At 32.9% G+C, this 15567-nt stretch carries 28 protein-coding genes; all 28 read right to left on the bottom strand.

Annotation, left to right across the window (positions count from 1 at the left end):
• Window positions 1–2: 2 nt before the first annotated feature.
• The 28 genes from CLU82_RS17530 to CLU82_RS17405 all read right to left on the bottom strand — a co-directional run bounded on the left by CLU82_RS17530 (window position 3) and on the right by CLU82_RS17405 (window position 15566).
• Window positions 3–1034 (bottom strand): thrombospondin type-1 domain-containing protein, encoded by a 1032-nt coding sequence (locus CLU82_RS17530; RefSeq protein WP_100844316.1) that lies wholly within the window; start codon window positions 1032–1034, stop codon window positions 3–5.
• Between the two features lie 18 nt (window positions 1035–1052).
• A complete protein-coding gene (locus tag CLU82_RS20770; protein ID WP_157813395.1) occupies window positions 1053–1217 on the bottom strand; it encodes a hypothetical protein in 165 nt (54 codons plus the stop codon).
• Window positions 1218–1247: 30 nt separating this feature from the next.
• Complete coding sequence (locus CLU82_RS17525; RefSeq protein ID WP_100844315.1) at window positions 1248–1526, bottom strand: hypothetical protein; 279 nt, start codon at window positions 1524–1526, stop codon at window positions 1248–1250.
• A gap of 1 nt (window position 1527) precedes the next feature.
• Window positions 1528–3663, bottom strand: a complete 2136-nt coding sequence (locus tag CLU82_RS17520; RefSeq protein ID WP_100844314.1) for a zincin-like metallopeptidase domain-containing protein — start codon at window positions 3661–3663, stop codon at window positions 1528–1530.
• A gap of 5 nt (window positions 3664–3668) precedes the next feature.
• Window positions 3669–4130: a hypothetical protein gene (locus CLU82_RS17515; RefSeq protein WP_232735265.1), complete on the bottom strand. Its 462-nt coding sequence runs from the start codon at window positions 4128–4130 to the stop codon at window positions 3669–3671.
• A gap of 2 nt (window positions 4131–4132) precedes the next feature.
• Entirely contained in the window at window positions 4133–4696 is a 564-nt protein-coding gene (locus tag CLU82_RS17510; protein WP_157813394.1) for a hypothetical protein, read from the bottom strand.
• Between the two features lie 126 nt (window positions 4697–4822).
• Window positions 4823–5176, bottom strand: a complete 354-nt coding sequence (locus CLU82_RS17505) for a hypothetical protein (protein WP_100844311.1) — start codon at window positions 5174–5176, stop codon at window positions 4823–4825.
• A gap of 64 nt (window positions 5177–5240) precedes the next feature.
• The gene (locus CLU82_RS17500) at window positions 5241–5768 is read right to left on the bottom strand and encodes a hypothetical protein (RefSeq protein WP_100844310.1); all 528 of its coding nucleotides are present in this window, start codon (window positions 5766–5768) and stop codon (window positions 5241–5243) included.
• Between the two features lie 15 nt (window positions 5769–5783).
• Window positions 5784–6317, bottom strand: a complete 534-nt coding sequence (locus tag CLU82_RS17495) for a glycoside hydrolase family 19 protein (RefSeq protein ID WP_100844309.1) — start codon at window positions 6315–6317, stop codon at window positions 5784–5786.
• A gap of 89 nt (window positions 6318–6406) precedes the next feature.
• Window positions 6407–7339 carry a peptidoglycan-binding protein gene (locus CLU82_RS17490; RefSeq protein WP_100844308.1) on the bottom strand — a complete coding sequence of 311 codons (933 nt, stop codon included), beginning with the start codon at window positions 7337–7339 and terminating at the stop codon, window positions 6407–6409.
• A gap of 2 nt (window positions 7340–7341) precedes the next feature.
• The gene (locus CLU82_RS17485) at window positions 7342–7737 is read right to left on the bottom strand and encodes a hypothetical protein (RefSeq protein ID WP_100844307.1); all 396 of its coding nucleotides are present in this window, start codon (window positions 7735–7737) and stop codon (window positions 7342–7344) included.
• Window positions 7737–8252 carry a hypothetical protein gene (locus tag CLU82_RS17480; RefSeq protein ID WP_100844306.1) on the bottom strand — a complete coding sequence of 172 codons (516 nt, stop codon included), beginning with the start codon at window positions 8250–8252 and terminating at the stop codon, window positions 7737–7739. The genes CLU82_RS17485 and CLU82_RS17480 overlap by 1 nt, the downstream gene beginning before the upstream one ends.
• 66 nt (window positions 8253–8318) lie before the next feature.
• Entirely contained in the window at window positions 8319–8501 is a 183-nt protein-coding gene (locus CLU82_RS17475; RefSeq protein WP_100844305.1) for a hypothetical protein, read from the bottom strand.
• A complete protein-coding gene (locus CLU82_RS17470) occupies window positions 8498–9295 on the bottom strand; it encodes a hypothetical protein (RefSeq protein ID WP_100844304.1) in 798 nt (265 codons plus the stop codon). The genes CLU82_RS17475 and CLU82_RS17470 overlap by 4 nt, the downstream gene beginning before the upstream one ends.
• A 16-nt stretch (window positions 9296–9311) precedes the next feature.
• A complete protein-coding gene (locus CLU82_RS17465; protein WP_100844303.1) occupies window positions 9312–9863 on the bottom strand; it encodes a hypothetical protein in 552 nt (183 codons plus the stop codon).
• Window position 9864: 1 nt separating this feature from the next.
• The gene (locus tag CLU82_RS17460; protein ID WP_100844302.1) at window positions 9865–10239 is read right to left on the bottom strand and encodes a hypothetical protein; all 375 of its coding nucleotides are present in this window, start codon (window positions 10237–10239) and stop codon (window positions 9865–9867) included.
• Window positions 10240–10320: 81 nt separating this feature from the next.
• The gene (locus CLU82_RS17455; RefSeq protein ID WP_100844301.1) at window positions 10321–10887 is read right to left on the bottom strand and encodes a hypothetical protein; all 567 of its coding nucleotides are present in this window, start codon (window positions 10885–10887) and stop codon (window positions 10321–10323) included.
• A gap of 40 nt (window positions 10888–10927) precedes the next feature.
• Window positions 10928–11467 (bottom strand): hypothetical protein, encoded by a 540-nt coding sequence (locus tag CLU82_RS17450; protein ID WP_100844300.1) that lies wholly within the window; start codon window positions 11465–11467, stop codon window positions 10928–10930.
• Window positions 11468–11496: 29 nt separating this feature from the next.
• The gene (locus CLU82_RS17445; RefSeq protein ID WP_100844299.1) at window positions 11497–12054 is read right to left on the bottom strand and encodes a hypothetical protein; all 558 of its coding nucleotides are present in this window, start codon (window positions 12052–12054) and stop codon (window positions 11497–11499) included.
• Between the two features lie 7 nt (window positions 12055–12061).
• Window positions 12062–12871 (bottom strand): transglutaminase-like domain-containing protein, encoded by an 810-nt coding sequence (locus tag CLU82_RS17440; RefSeq protein ID WP_100844298.1) that lies wholly within the window; start codon window positions 12869–12871, stop codon window positions 12062–12064.
• A 155-nt stretch (window positions 12872–13026) separates the two neighbouring features.
• Complete coding sequence (locus CLU82_RS17435) at window positions 13027–13218, bottom strand: hypothetical protein (RefSeq protein WP_100844297.1); 192 nt, start codon at window positions 13216–13218, stop codon at window positions 13027–13029.
• Window positions 13211–13384: a hypothetical protein gene (locus tag CLU82_RS20765; RefSeq protein WP_157813393.1), complete on the bottom strand. Its 174-nt coding sequence runs from the start codon at window positions 13382–13384 to the stop codon at window positions 13211–13213. Before CLU82_RS20765 ends, CLU82_RS17435 begins: the two co-directional genes overlap by 8 nt.
• Window positions 13381–13605, bottom strand: a complete 225-nt coding sequence (locus CLU82_RS17430) for a hypothetical protein (protein ID WP_100844296.1) — start codon at window positions 13603–13605, stop codon at window positions 13381–13383. The genes CLU82_RS20765 and CLU82_RS17430 overlap by 4 nt, the downstream gene beginning before the upstream one ends.
• A gap of 4 nt (window positions 13606–13609) precedes the next feature.
• Window positions 13610–14311, bottom strand: a complete 702-nt coding sequence (locus CLU82_RS17425; RefSeq protein ID WP_100844295.1) for a hypothetical protein — start codon at window positions 14309–14311, stop codon at window positions 13610–13612.
• 280 nt (window positions 14312–14591) lie between these two features.
• On the bottom strand, window positions 14592–14789 hold the full coding sequence (locus tag CLU82_RS20760) for a hypothetical protein (RefSeq protein ID WP_157813392.1): 198 nt from the start codon (window positions 14787–14789) through the stop codon (window positions 14592–14594).
• Window positions 14790–14800: 11 nt separating this feature from the next.
• Entirely contained in the window at window positions 14801–15043 is a 243-nt protein-coding gene (locus CLU82_RS17415; RefSeq protein WP_100844293.1) for a DUF3850 domain-containing protein, read from the bottom strand.
• A gap of 2 nt (window positions 15044–15045) precedes the next feature.
• Complete coding sequence (locus CLU82_RS17410) at window positions 15046–15288, bottom strand: hypothetical protein (protein ID WP_100844292.1); 243 nt, start codon at window positions 15286–15288, stop codon at window positions 15046–15048.
• Window positions 15285–15566, bottom strand: coding sequence for a hypothetical protein (locus CLU82_RS17405; protein WP_157813391.1), 282 nt, complete (start codon window positions 15564–15566; stop codon window positions 15285–15287). The genes CLU82_RS17410 and CLU82_RS17405 overlap by 4 nt, the downstream gene beginning before the upstream one ends.
• Between the last annotated feature and the right edge of the window lies 1 nt (window position 15567).

Here is a 15567-nt window from a genome sequence, read left to right as displayed (position 1 = left end):
GTTTATATAAAATCGGCGGTTGCAACAAATGCCATTGGGGTACTAGGCATAACAAAAGTTAAAGTGTTTGTCACAACACTACCTAAAGTACCTAAAACAGTTTCCGTTGAAATTGCTGAAATATAATCAGGATAGTTATAATTTTTAATCTCACTTTTAACAGCAACGTCATTTGTAGGTTCTAAAATTTGTTCAATCATTACAACAACTCCCTCAAGTGCATATTGTAAAAAATTGTCTCCAATGCTATCGTATGAAGGATCGGCAACAATGTCTAATATGTTTGTATTAGCTAAAACACCATCAAAATAAACATTTACTGTACTTTTAATTTTATCAGTTCTAACGGAACTAACGTTTTTTATAGGCTTATAATGATTTCCAGCAATAACTTGTGCCTCTGTTATACTACATGATTGTATTTCTACAAGAACTGGAGTGTTACCACCATTATAAGCTGGAATTATTACAGTTCTTGTGCGAGATTGTTCACCATCAAGACAACTAGACCAGTCAGACCAATCTGATACTACTGCATCTATAGGTAATGAGCAGGATGTTCCCATGTTATGCACTGTAAGAGGTTCAAAATTATCGTTGTCTAAAGTATCGCCCCCATGATATATCCCAGTTTCACAGTAGTTATCTAAGTCTATCCAATAAGAAACAATATCGCCTGCCTCTAACTCTTCACCAGTATTTAAAATACAATTGTTTACGCCTTTGTCTTTTAAAGTGATCCGTCCAAACTTATTGCAGCAGTTTTTTTTATTCAAAAAAAAAAAATTCTCAGAAAGCTCTATTAAAAACTCGTCAAAATTATCAGCAACAATAACAGGTGAACATGCTTCGCAATCAATGGAACGATAATCTATATATTGCGACATTACTTCAAAGCGATTGGCGTCATTTTTATCCCGTTCAATAGTGAGAGACGGTATAAAAGAAGCTATAAAAGAATTATCTTCTTTTTTAAGAAGCAAAACGTTTCCATTTTGCTTCTTAATAAATTTTAGAGATTGATTTACTACCATTATTGGTGTTTTTTAATATTATTTTTTACTAGCTTTTGCTTTCACAATCTTGCCGCCTTTGATGTATTTGTAACCTTTTTTTAGCGTGCCATCTTTTTTTAAGCCATCTTTGACGATAACGCTAGAACATAATTTTTTTGCGCTTACACTTTTCTTTTTTGATACTGGTTTCTTTGTTGCCATTTTTTTGATTTTTATTTGATTATTACTTTTTTATGTTCCTACAACAATTCCTAATTTGATTAAAACATTTGCCATTTTTAATTTTGTGGAATCTGGATTTTGACCATATTTTTTTAAAATTAAAGCGTCATAAAATAAATCAATTTCGTCTTTACTCATTTTAGAATACACATAACTGTATTTTTGTTCACCTCTAGCATTAATGTCATTTACTAATGCTTGTACTTTATCTGGATCAGGCTTTTGCGTTGATTTATACACTAAAAAAACACCTCCAAGAAGCACCCCTCCTATTATTATTTTTTTCATATTATTTTACTTTAAATGATAATTTCTTTGTTTTGGTCTGTACTTCAGTTCCAGGTCCTTTCTCTTTTTTTGCGCCTTGCAATTGTTTTTCGTAAATATTGAATTTAAGCCCCGATTCCAAACTATACCTATTCTTGGTGGCATAAACATAGTTTTGCTTGTAATCCTCAAATTTTTCAGTAAACAACACTATATCAGCATCAAATTGGCTTTTAGAACCTCCACGCATTGAACCGCCAGTTGTTTGCTGGAAAATAACTATGAATAATTTTCCGTTGTATTTTTTTCTTAAATCTCTGTCAACTTCGAAAGATTTTTCAATTTCTTTCATTTTGGTAAAGCTGTCAATTACAATCACATCGTTTTTAAGGATTAGACTGTGTAAGCTGGATAAATTATTGATTTCAGGATTGAAAAGATTCTCCTGGGCTTTTTGGTTTAAATATTGTTTGGCTTTATCAAAATACAATACGCTTTCGGGATGTTCCTCAATACTTGCGTGACCAACTTTATAATTTTGTGCAAAGGCATTCATAAACTGAAATGCCATTCTTGTTTTCATTGAACCCTCACCGCCAGTTAGGGAAATAAAAACACTATCTTTAGTTTTCTTTTCTATTTTTCCCAAAAGACGGCTTATATTTTTGTCTTGAATTGTAAAATATTCAACGTCTTTAGACTGATTTGCCATTTTATAGGCTAAACTATTTTTATCCAGGTGTGAGATTGTTTTTACTGGTTTTGGGTCGCTTTTAACTTCCTTTGCTTTGGTCATTATTGTTTTTTTTTGGCAAACTGCTTTTTTCGGTTTTGCATTTAATCCAGAAAACAACTCTATCTGTGTACTTTTTTTCTTTACTCGAGCAACTTTCTTTTTAACCAATTTTTCGGGCGTTACTGGAGTTTCTGTGTTTGCCACTTCACGCCCTAAAATACGGTTTGTAGCTTTTTGGGCTTGTGCTGATGCTTTCAGGAAAAAACGATTATCATTTTCTAATTCATCTACTAACTTTTTATTCCAGCTTTGCAGATACTTTGCTGAATTTTCCCTTGTATGGAATAATATTCCACTTTCGGAACAAAGAAAAACAGCACCGAGTTCTGCAATTAATTCTTCATAAGCGTATGATTTGTCACCGAATTTTCCCGAAAAATCACGTTTCAATCTTTTTTCTGCTCCTGTACTATGGGTCATTTCGTGAAAAAAAGTTGAATAATAAAATGCTTCACTGTTAAAAGCCTCAATCGATGGCATGTTTAAAGTGTCGTTCGATGGTCTATAATATGCTTTGTCGCCAATGAATGTATATTTCGGTGGATTAGGGTAATTATCAATTATTTTTTGTGCCTCTTCAATTGGATTGGTCTGCTTTTTATCTGCTTTTTCCTTAGGGAACTTTAAACCTGTACAATCATCAGCCCGAAAAACATTGTAATATTTTAAAACTGGTATCTTTTTTAAATTAATTTTTAAATCTTGTTTTGTCAATCCGTTAGCTTTCACAAAAGCATTGAATTTAGCCTTATCGCTTGTTTTAATTTTAGCAGTTGGGCTGTCATAATTGAAAATCATTGTATAATAAATTACACGTCTTGCTTTGCTGTCCTTTTTAAGAATTGCTTTTGCTTCTACAATTTGATTAAACGTTAAATAATATGGCTGTATAAATTCAACAGGCACTAAATAAGGTTCTTTGTTTTCATCAAATTTTATATCAAAATTTAAAAGAAAATTTGCGCCTGTGTATTCTTTTTTACTAGCGTAATTCATAGCTGCATTACTTGATCCCGAACCAGTCCATTCTTTTTGCCAAGGCAAATGACCAACTTTATTAATTGTATTAATTAACATATCGGTTATATACGAATAAATTTCATCAGGAGTAACAGCACCATTTAACCCCTCTGAATCAGGTTCAGAAAAATATTCTAATGATGGTAAAATGATAGCTTGCTCACTAGCATTTAATCCAGGTGTTTTCACTTTTTTTAGATCTGGTACAGTAGTTATTTTCTTTGCTCGAGTAAAGTGTTTTTTTACTGGTTTATTCCAAACTCTTTTTTCATTTAAATTGGTGTGCAGTTCAAAATTTTCTTTTTTTGGACTGCCAAACGGAAATTCTTTAACTGTACTCATTATTATTATAATTGTGGAATTATATACTCAGTTCCCAAAATACCGATCACTACATCTGCTTTTATATCAGCTAAAGATTTAATTTTTAACAAACTAGAAAGATTTAATAATAATCCCATACTATCAATTTCAACCAACAAATCTTTTAGTATATATTTACCATTAGCAGGAATGTTTATACTATTTTTATTGATATTTACTTTACCTAATAATGTTCCTGCTTTGGATTTTACATCCAATCGTTTTACAGTTACAATTATTCCGTTTGGGTCAAAGGCTTCGCTGGTTGGGTTATGAATAGTTACATCGATGTTACATTTGAAAATCCCTTTTTCAACTCTAATGTTTCGTAATCCTGTAGGGATCGGGATAAGTTTCACCATAATTTCGGTTAAATTTTTTACTCTTTGTTGTACATAAATTGCTCCAGCTCCTAGAACTGACAAACCAATTACTACATGTTTCACTCTTAACCCCATAATGTGCTACCTTTTACAATTGATACTAATTTTAATCCATATTTAATTGTGTAAAATCCAGCAAACCCAACCCCCAAGGCAATTAATAGTTTTTGCAGTTTGGTTAGTGGTTGGATTACTGGGTATGGAACTTGCTTTATTACAGGAACTTCTATAGTTTCCTTATCGTTTTTAGAAGTGGCTTTGCTCGATGTTTTACCTATTTTAGACAATATTTGCAGTTCTTTTAGTAAAGCGTTGTATTTGACTTCTAAACTATTATCACCTGATTGGTTTTTATAATTGAGTTTGTTCAAAATTTCGTCAACTTTGCTATTAACCAAACTGTCAAAAACACTATTATTGGTATTGGATGCAATGACCGGGATAACAGTATTATTGTTAATTGGCTGGTTTATGGTTTCTTTTTCTGTGTTTGTGTTTTTTGTATCGTGATGAATAACGATAGGTTCTTGTAACGGTGTTGCAATGGATGACTTACAACTTACTGAAGCAAAAAACATAGCCGAAATAATAAGTAGTATTTTGCAAAATTGTAAAACTGATTTTTTCATTTTATAGGGTTTTAATTTTGTTTTTTAATTGGTAAATAATAATTTCCGAAAGCTGTAGAACGTGATGCAGATCAACACCTATATGCATACTAGCTGACTGAATGGCTAGGTCTAAAATTTTATGCTTCACGTAAGTTTTACTTTAATCCATATTTTTATATACTCAAAAACAGATACTACCAAATCTTTTCCTTTTTCCTGAAAAGTGCTACTAAACGTGCCACTCCAAGCACACATCATAAAAGAAAAAAGCTTATTAACTTGTAAAAACTGATCAAAAACTGCATAAACCGTTAGTGCAACAAAAAAGGACATGATTAATTCGCTGATTAACCACGCTATTGTAAACTTTGTTCCTTTTCTAACTGCTTCTATCATTTTTGTAATTGTCCCCATTGTTACCACGAATATGAATAATGCTATTTCTTTGACTTGCTTAGAGTTATTTACTAACCATTCTGTTATTTCTGTTTTTGCCATTTGTATAATTTATAGGTTACCATTCCAATTCCAAAGCTTACTAATAAAATAGGAATTACGTTATCTAAGCCTTTTTTTTTAATTTTTGTAACCATTGATTAGGGAGCCTTCCTAGCATTACTTTTTCAATTTCTGCTAAAGTGATTTTTCCGTCTTTATTTATATCAAAAATTGGATTGGCTTTTGCAATTTTTTCCGCTGAAATACTACTGCTTTTAATTATATAATCTAAAGGCTTATTTACTGCTTTTGGGAAAAACGTAACGAGGTACATATCTAGAAAACTATCAGCTTTTGTAATTCCTAATCGTTTGTACCAAAGCTTGTAATATTTTTCGACCCAGTCCAACTGCTCTACGGCGGTCATTGTTCTTAATTTGGCAGTTGTTGTTCCTAAATCTTTTGCAGCATCTTCACCAAATTGAATTAAACCAGTATAACCTAACTTATTAGTAATACTAGGAGAAAAAGTTCCTGCTGTTTCAAAGCCTATAAGAGCCATTGTCCAATCAGGGTCAACATTGATGTTTTTTGATATTTTGATTACCTTATCTATAAAGGCAGCCGATACTTTGTTTTGATATAATAGCATATTCTTTTTTTTAAATTAAACTACTTTTGTTTCAAGAAAGGGTAATGATAGTTTTTGCAGTTTGTAGTAGTCCAGATAAGCCTTTCTTTCAGATAATTGATTAGTGCCTCCGTTTACTTTTTTAGTAACTGTGACAACATCGTCTATATCAGAGTAAGTATTGATATTGTTGTTTTGCCAGTACCACCCCGCAATATCTAAGGCAATATCAATTCTAGCTGCTAAAGCTGGATTATTAATAACATCTATTCCTGAATATTCTTTATACTTTTGATAATTAGCCCGTCCTGTTAAATGAATAAAACCCCTAGCTTTGAATTTATACCCATCTCCTTTTTGTAAATTCCCCAGCTCTTTAGCTTTTTTGGGATTAAATTGAATGTCATATTTTTTGAAATATGATTTTCCTCCTAATTCTGTCAGCCACCTGAAATTGCCTGTTTCGTGCGTGATTTGCGCCAAAAAATGAGCAATCCGTAAAGGCGTATTAATATTATATTTTCTAAACGTTTGCAGGAAATAATAAAGGTGTCGGAATATGAAACTCATTTTTGATTATTTTTTAATTGTTTTAGGCTGTTTTTGCTGTACTCCAGTTTCAAATGAAGCAATGAAAAACAGCCCTCTCAAACATGTTTTTATACGTAACTAAACTGGTTTAGCGTAGTTTGTTTTACTTTTTTCATAGCAAATAATGCTGATTCTGTTTTTACTCCAAAATCACCATCAATATCTGAACTTGCAAAGCCTAGTCTTTTTTGAAGTTCTTTGACTTCCAAACCTTTCGAGCCTTTTTTAAGCGTCAAATTAAAGTTAAGATTTGAAGTACTGTTAAAGTTTGCCAAAGTGATTTGGGAAACGCCTTTTTGTTTCTGTAAAGCCGTTAGAGTATTTGTTCCAAAATCACCATCCATAGCGACTCCAAGTCTTTTTTGAAGTTCTTTTACTTCATTTCCTTTAGAACCGTATTTGAGGACTAGATTTGTATTCAAAGAAGTGGATACTGGCACTGTTGTAGATACCGCTTTTGAGCCGTCAATTGGAGTGATTACTCTGTAATCGGCTATCCAAAAATAATCGTTGGTAATTATTCCGTCAACTTGTATTACATATCTAAACGTACCATCTGACATTGTACCTACCCAAATAATTTTTCCTATTTTGTCTCCAATCGCAAAAGTTTTTGCAAGTGTACCATCACTAATATATTGACCATTCGCCATGTTTTTAGCTTTATAGGCTTTTGTTCCCGCAGCACTATTAGCCATCATCACTTGTCCAACTTTCCAGCGTATAGCGTCAGGCTGTCTAGTAGCCGATGCTGGTGATGTTGTTGCAGTACTGGTTGAATCGCTTTTAACAGGCGAACTGGTATTGTTTCCTGTCCCCACCTCTACAGTTGTTTGTTCTGAATCAATGTAGTTTGCAGCATCGTTCGCGCTAATATCATCGTTTTCTGTGTTTTTGTTTTTCATGTACCAATAAATACCACCAATTAAGATTGCTACACCGCCTCCAATTGCCCAGTTTTTATCTTCTTTTGTCCAGCCTTGTTTTTTTTCTGCTTCCATAATTATAAGTATTTTCTAAATTTTGATTTTAATGTTAAATAACTCCCAGGTGTTAATTCATTTGCCAACCACTCTTTTAATGTATATTTGAAAACACCATATTCATCACCTGTCCAAGTGTTGTATCTACGGCTTCCAAATGCTAAAACCACAGAAGAAAACTGATTTTCAGAAACTTCACCCAGAGTTTGCATTATTATATCTTCATCTGTACCCCATTTGTTCATTGCTACATACAAAATTTCAGCTACTTCTTTAGCGTCAAATTTATCTTTCGTTGGAGCGTTTGGGGCATCTAAATAAGCGGTGGCTTTTTTTTGTTGTTCAGATGTATATATCATTGCAATTACAAATGCTGAAACGGCTACTGATACTACTGGTACTATTCGTATTTCCATTAGAAAAAATCTTTAATTATTAATCTTAGCTCTAATAATTCCGATTGGCTAAATTGATCTGTAAACCATTCGGTTAGCGTCATTTTTGGCGAAAATGGTACAGCTCCATTTCTTTTTCCGAATGCATTATAAATTCGAATAAATCCATTATGATTAATGCGCTCACCGTTAACGTACTGCAAAACAGATTTAACCAAATTAAAACCGTTACCTATGCCAGACATCGCTGTATAAATAGCCTCGGCTTTGGCTTTGGCTAATCCTGAACTCACGTTGGAGGGTGTGTATTTTTGGTCTTCGGAAATAGCGGTAAAACCATTAAACAATTTAGTGTAACCAAAGTATGCAACACCTCCTAAAACAGCTATTCCAAGAACATTTTTTACAATAGAAAAAGTACCTGACACAGCATCGTTTGCCGTATCAATGGTCTTTGCAATTGCTTTTTGTCCCTCGGGAGTAGATGCCGCTGCCGCCGCTAATATTGCGGGATTGTTTAAACCTTGTTTTTTCATTGATTTTTTATTTTAGTTCTTTCGCCTGTTAACCAAGATGAAGCTACGCCAACAGGCTACTTTGAACTACATTGTTTTGATAAAATCCCAATTTTCACGAAACATTGCTTTTAAACTTTCAGACTTGGATACCTCTACCAATTTGTTCATAGTATCACTGTCTAATTTTGCAAGGGTTTCTAATTGTTTTTTTAGAGCCGTTAGCTTAAACGGATTTGTTTCTTTAACTTCAATTTCTAATTTGCTCATACGATCATGTTATATTTTTGTAATAGTTCTTGCAAATCGATTGCAAAGCCATTGTTTTCTACGTTTTCATTAATTTTGTTGAAAATGACTTGCATTAGTGTAACAATATCATCATCAGAGGCTTTTACAACGTCAATAAAACCTTTCTGTACTGCAGATAAATTTTCGCTTTCATAATCAGCGGTATTTGCTTGCAATCCTAAAGCAACATCAGGAACAGTATAACCCAAACCTCTCATAATCAAAGGCAGGGATTTTAAACCGCCTTGTATAGTAGCATTAAGTGCTTCGTTTTTTTCGACTTTGTATTTTCGCTCCAGCTTTTCTTCATGCAAGGCTTTGTTTTCGGTTTCGAGTTTCTCTACTTTAGCTATCAAAACTTCGTTTTCTCTAGCAAAGCGTTCCTTATCCCTTGCCTCCATTTTCAAGTCTATAATTTCACCAGCTCCCAGCCCGAAAGCACCTAATCCAAAAGAATCCTTTTTCTTTTTTTTCTTCTTTTTCTTAGCGGTCTGTTTTTCCATTTTGTTATCTTGTTTGCCAAAGGTTACATCGAAAGAATCACCATCGTTTTTGAATGAATTTCCGTTTTTTCGCTTCGGATAAAGCGTAAGTTTTGTATGTCCTGATGCGTAGATTGTTTCAAATAAGTTTTCGGCACTTTCATACTCTTTAATAATTTTTTCGTGTAGCATATTTCTATGAATATATGCTTCGGTGTCTCTGTCATAAACCGTTACCGATGCGTACACATCGGTATTTAGTTTATGCATTAAACTTTCTAATTGCTTCATCGTTTATAAAGTTTTACTATAGTTCGTCAATAATAAAAACCTCCGAATTAACTTCTAGGTCATTATTTCTAAACTGAATAGCGTTAGTATCTAAAGAGCCGCCTCTATCATATTTCGTGATTATATTGGCTTCTACAAAACCTAAATCAATATCGTTTTCAGGCAAAAACGTAAGCCCTCCATCAAAGGAGCGTGTCAATGTGGTATGACCAGCTATGTTATGGCTAAACTCAACTATATCAGCTTTTTCAAAGTTGTATAGTGTAGCTGCATAAGTAAAAGGCGTATTCAAATTATCTATTTTAAGTTCTCCCTCACTATCTAACTGTTTGTAAATAACTTTGAATTTTGGAATCTTTCCCGATTCTGTAAACACGGCTTTCATGTTAAAATCGCATCTTGTTCCGTCCTGCTCTATTATTTTAAAGGTTTGACCTGGATAAACTGGTATTGTATTTACATCTACGATAGCTTCACCATGATTTAGCACTTTGAAAGAAGTAATATCGAAAAAATCAATATCCTGATTTCCTCGATATTCAGTAATGTGAAGTGTTGATTTATCCATTTTAATTGGTTTTAGAATAGATAAATACTACCTGTACTTTTGGCAGTATAGCTATTGGTGGCACTTGTGCAAGATTACGATCAGTTGTAAAAACCAATTTGTATTGTCGTCCCTGGGTTTCTATACCTAATGGTTTCATAGATTCCATATAAGAGCCGCTCTTTTGTTCCCAATTTTTGATATTAACCGCTGGAATGATCTCTACTCCATTGTTATCATACAAGGCTAATTGCAACATCTCTTTAGTAGCATTTTCAATCCCGTTAGTGTATGCTACTACTCTAGGGACAAAGCCTTTCTCTAGAATAAATTCTTTGCTTATGGAGCTTTGATTTTCTGGGATAGTCAAGTCGACTGTGTATTGTTTAGGTTCCATCTTTTTGATGTGTTTAAAAAAAAAGTTGTAGTCATAAGTGACTACAACTTTTTTATATTATTAATTACAAAATGATTTTGCTTATTGGATTGCTTGGATTGCTCTACATTCAATTTTAATAAACAAACCGTCAACAGCATCAGCTGCAATCGAAACGCCATCAGCGTAAGTCAATACCCATTTTATTGGTTTTTCAGCTACCAAGAAAGGTGTAGAGGCAATATCTCTGTAATTGTCGTCATCATTACTTAATGATAAGTCAGATAATCCAATTGAAAAAAGAATAACATTGTCTTGGATTAATTGCAATTCAGCACCAGCTAACTCTTTAGTCAGAGAAACTTTATCACCAACCCAGTCCACATTGTTTAATGCTAAACCTCCTTTAGCTACACTCACTTTAATTGAGTCAATTACCGCATCACGTCCTTTTGCCAGTTTGTTTCCGTCAAAATTTGTGATCCCTACTTTTTTCTTTGTATCGTCATTGGTCAACTCCACAATATTAGCATTACCATCCGCTCTGTGTACTATATACAAAGTTGTATCGGTTACTTTTGTTGGAATGTTACTTACTGGCATTCCTACAGCTTTTCTTCTTGCTTGAACTAATGCTATTGCATTAGAAATTTGTCTTTCTCTTTTCATTGTCTTTTTTTTATGGCTTTTTAAATTATTTTTTATCTTTTTAGATCACAATGTTTCCAGTTTCATCTATCGCAGCCTGTAAGCCTTCTTGCTCACCTTGGTATGCTTCATATCCAATCAATTCGGGAGATTCATCAAAATAATTGTTTAAACCATCTTCTATGAAGTTTCCTTGTGCATCGATGTATCCGTTTAAACCATCTTCATGATAATTACCAAGTGCATCAATGTAACCTGCTAAACCTTCAGAACTAGAATTTAATCCAGCGGCTTTTTTCAGGAATTGATTTACTTTACTATCAGTTGCTAATTTTGTAGACACAGCATCTGTTGAAGCTACATTACCAATAAATTGCAATCCGTGTGCAATGGCTGAACCAATTGCCGAGCCTCTCAAAATAGCCGCTTTAGTATCTGAACCGCTTACTTTTGTAGAAAGAAAGCCAAAACCAAGACAGCCTGCCAAGTTCACTCCCATTTTTATCGTGTTGTCCGCAGTATCTAAAAGAACCCCGGTTGCACCTCTTGTTACAGCCCCTGCTAAGACCGCTGAACTAATTGTTACTACTTCTTTATTCATAATTATTTTTGTTTTTAAAATTTTAACTTTTACTTAAAAATCATGTATCCAATTCCCAAAACAGCTACACCTCCGACAATAGGCAATGTGTAATCTGTTTTTGCAACTGGTGTTTTTGGTGGATTAGCTGCTAAATACGCATCAAGTTCTTGCTGTGCTGTTGTTCCTTTTGCTGTTGCAAGTGCTTCTAATTGTGCATCGTTTGGAATTTCCCCTTTTTGTTGCAACAAACCTGCTGATGCTGATTTAACTAACGGTTTTGCAAACGATATAACCGATTTACCCACATCCGTTTTAGATATTTCTTGAATATTTTCAACTGTTCTACCTACTAAATTTGCTGAACCATCTGCATTTGTGGTTAATTTGTTTAAAACCTTACCAACAATTCCACCTGCAACACCTCCTACAACTGGAATAACCGATAATGCAATTGGTGCAACTACTTTAGCAACATTAATTGCATTTTTAATAGATACATCTTTACCTATCGATTTTACATTTGTTTTTATAAATTTGGCGATTTTTAAACCTCCGTTTAAACCGTCATCATAACCGTTTAATCCTTGTGATTGTAATACTATCATTTTACTTTTAATTAAATGGAAATTGCTTTTTGGTTCTCGGAGCTGTTTTTTTTGCTGATTTTGCTGGCGCATTCAAACCGCTTTTTTTTGTTGCTGATTTTCTTTTCTTTGCTAGAGTTCCATCTTTAGCCATTTGAGAAAATTTCTTTCTTGCTGCTAGTTGTTTTGCAGTTGGTTTTTTTGACGCTCTCTTTTTCGGGGCGCCGTTTAATCCTAAGTGTGGTAAATTATCACTCATAAAAACATCTTTTTTTTCTTTAATACTCGTTTCTCTATTGTATCGACTTGTACCATCTATCACAAAATGACCGTCTTTTAAATCGCCTGTCAGCTGATTTTTAGGCACTACTATATACACGTGTGTAAATTGCTTTGGCTTAAAATTGGCGTTCTTTATCTGTCTGATGTAATGCTTAATTCCTAAATTGGTAAGAATCGCACTCGCAAAAAGAGAAAAGTTTTTACACTCAACGCCGCTTTGTCTATTTGCCCAGATATTAGCAGGGCTTCGGATATGTTGTGTTACATAATCAATCTGATACTGAACGTGATTCCATAAAAATGAATGAATGTTTTTGCAGGTTTCTTCTAAAGTTTTGCCTTGCAAATGCGGTGCTAAACGTGATACTTGTTTGAAAAACAGCTCTACATACTTTTTTATCATTGCCACCGAATAGAAAGTATTGGCTGTTTCTAGCTTTGTTCTTTCATTGGCAGGTTTATCAATCAAACTATCAAACTTTACACCGTCCTGAATTTGACGGCGTAAAGCTTGATTAATTTGCTCTTTTGTTAGTGCTTTTTCATTTTTTGCCATTTTTAATTTTGTGTAATCTTCGACTGCAAATATGTGGACAAAAAAAAAGCACCTTAAAAATTTAGGTGCGTTTAGGATTGTTTGGTACTAAAAAGGTTTATTTAGAGTTGTTTAGGATTGTTTTTGGTTGCAATTTTATTGATAGATTATTGCAATTATTTATGATACTTTGATTTTGGTAAATCAAAAGGCTTTCCTTTTTTGTCATAAAGCTGGAGAATCGGTACTTCTATAAATGGTTTCATTATAATTTTGGGTAAAAATGGTTTCATTATCCTTTCTCTTTCAATTTCTTGCAATCTCATTATCATTGCATAGATTCTTAATTTTTGTACAGAATTATTCATTTATTACCCATTTTAGCAAATTAATATTTTTATCAATAAACTTTATAGAATCAATTAAAACTGGTATTTGGTCTTGTACACCCTCAATTTTACTAACATCTATTATTTGCAGTTTTTGATTTTCTAACTCTTTTATTTTTGCCTGTATTTCCTCTGTAGTTTTCATATCTCTATTTTTGTTTCTTCTGTCATTTCGTAACCAGTTGGCAAACCAAAACGTTTAAAAAACAATTGTTTTACTTTGTCGTGCAATATTCCCTTTTGTATAGAGATATTGCATTGTTCTTGAAAGCTTCTTATTTCTTCCAATACTGATTTTGCGCTCATTTGGTTAGAATAGAGTTCGACCATTTTTGTTTTATTAATTTGTTTTGGCAGTGCTTTCATGTGATTACTTTTTTAGTTCATTCAATTTATTTATGATATAATTGCGCTCAAGTACAGGAATTTTTTTAAACTTTTTTTGATACGCTTCAATCTTTCGGCTTATTCGCTGTCTGTCCCAGCAATCTTTTCCTAAAAAAGAATAGTCTTGAAGTTCGACAGGATCGGGATAATTCATATACAAACATTCAATAGATGTTTTTTTGTGGTATCTTACTTTTACTTCTACCTTGCGCCAGTCATGTAAAAAATTATCATATAACTCACACTTTGGGTGTATAATCATTATGTTGCAATCCATTTCTAATACAGTTTCTAATAACTGTACATGATCAATATCTTTCATTTCGTACTCGTACAATTCAGTTGCAAGCGGTCTGCTATTGTGATGATATGGAGGGTCAAGAAATACAAAAACATCATTATACCAAATGAATTTCATTTTTTGTAAAAATTCAAGTGCATCTCTATTCCATAGAACAACATTTTTAAACTTGAATTTTTCACACAAAAGAGTATATACTTCAGGGTTAATCTCATTTAAAATATTTATAGCAGCTGGTACAGTAAATTTTTCATATATAGCAGCCGAACCCGCAAAAAGTTCAGCATACATAGAATGCTTTGGCACTTGGTTTATTATTTTTTGGTACAAACCATTTATGTTTTTATGTCCTGTATAATTGTCTAATGTTGTTATTTTTTCCATTTTTTACTAATAGTTTATTGGTTAAAAAGTTATTTTGAACAAAAATCGATTTTAAGGCGGTTTCTTATCAAAAAGGTCTCTTTGTCTCTAGGTGAACTCAAAACTTTCTCAAATAGCTTTATTTTAAGTTTATCATCATTTATTAACCCCGATAATTTATTTGCGCTCGTTAATTGAGTCTTTTTATTGTTTTTTGGGTCAACAATTACTCTAATTATAAAGTTTCTATTGATTAAAACATTTGTTCTATCTGGCGACTTTTTGCCTGGCTTTAGCTGTTTCATTTTGGGTTATTTATTGCGTTTTTAAGTTTTCTCAATTCGCTAATTTTTAAATAAATTTCACTAGTTAGCACCTTAATACTTTCTTCTGTTTCGGTTATTCTTTGTGGGATTCTATCCTCTTTACCATAACTTTTCAGTTCTTGTAATTTTAACCAATAATTGTAGCACATATTCCAAAGATGTATTAGTGTCATTTTATTTGTTTTTATTTGTTACTCATTACATTTTCAATAGATAGTATTACCCAGTCCTCTTTTAATCCAAATTGCAGATCACTAAATACATTTATTATTGTACAGCTGTACATAAATCCAAATTCTATAACCGAAAAAATTATAGTGTCGCCTGTTCTAAAATCCCGATCATTGTACCTTATTTCCCAATCCTTTTTTCCTTGAAAATGAAGCTGAGCAAACTCATATTTTATTTTTAGGTAGTGTGTCCGCATCTTTAGTAATTTTCGATTATTAAACCGCCTCCGATATATTGTATCGCCGATTTGTCTTTTATTTCTTGTGGTGAACGTGTAACAGAAATACTAAAATCATGATCGTTTGTATGACCGTCCTGATAATCCCATGTTGATATGCTTACATATTTTTTGCCGTTTCCTGCAACTGTTATTTTTTCTACTGGAATTGCTTCTAAGTCATTGAGACAAATTGAAAAGCGTCTAAGTCGTGATGTTTTCATAATTGCAATTGTTGTTGTGGTTCGTTTTGTTTTTCTTCTATTACTTCTACTTTCATTTCATCAAACAGCCCTACAGGAACGAAAATTTGACTGTGTGTGTATAGTTCTCTGAATGTGTCTAAATTGGTTTTCTCCGTAAAGTATTTGACAGTCATTTGTATCGCTCCCTTTACTGATTGCTCAAAATAGATTGTACCTATTTTTTTTTGTCCTAATTCAGTCGAAAAATCATCTTTGTTTGCTACTCTCAATTTTATAAATACGTGTCTTTCCATCATT

Origin of the sequence: Flavobacterium sp. 5, assembly GCF_002813295.1 — a bacterium.
Taxonomy (GTDB): domain Bacteria; phylum Bacteroidota; class Bacteroidia; order Flavobacteriales; family Flavobacteriaceae; genus Flavobacterium.
The sequence above is the reverse complement of the archived record's forward strand: the minus strand, read 5'-3'. Positions and strand labels throughout refer to the sequence as shown.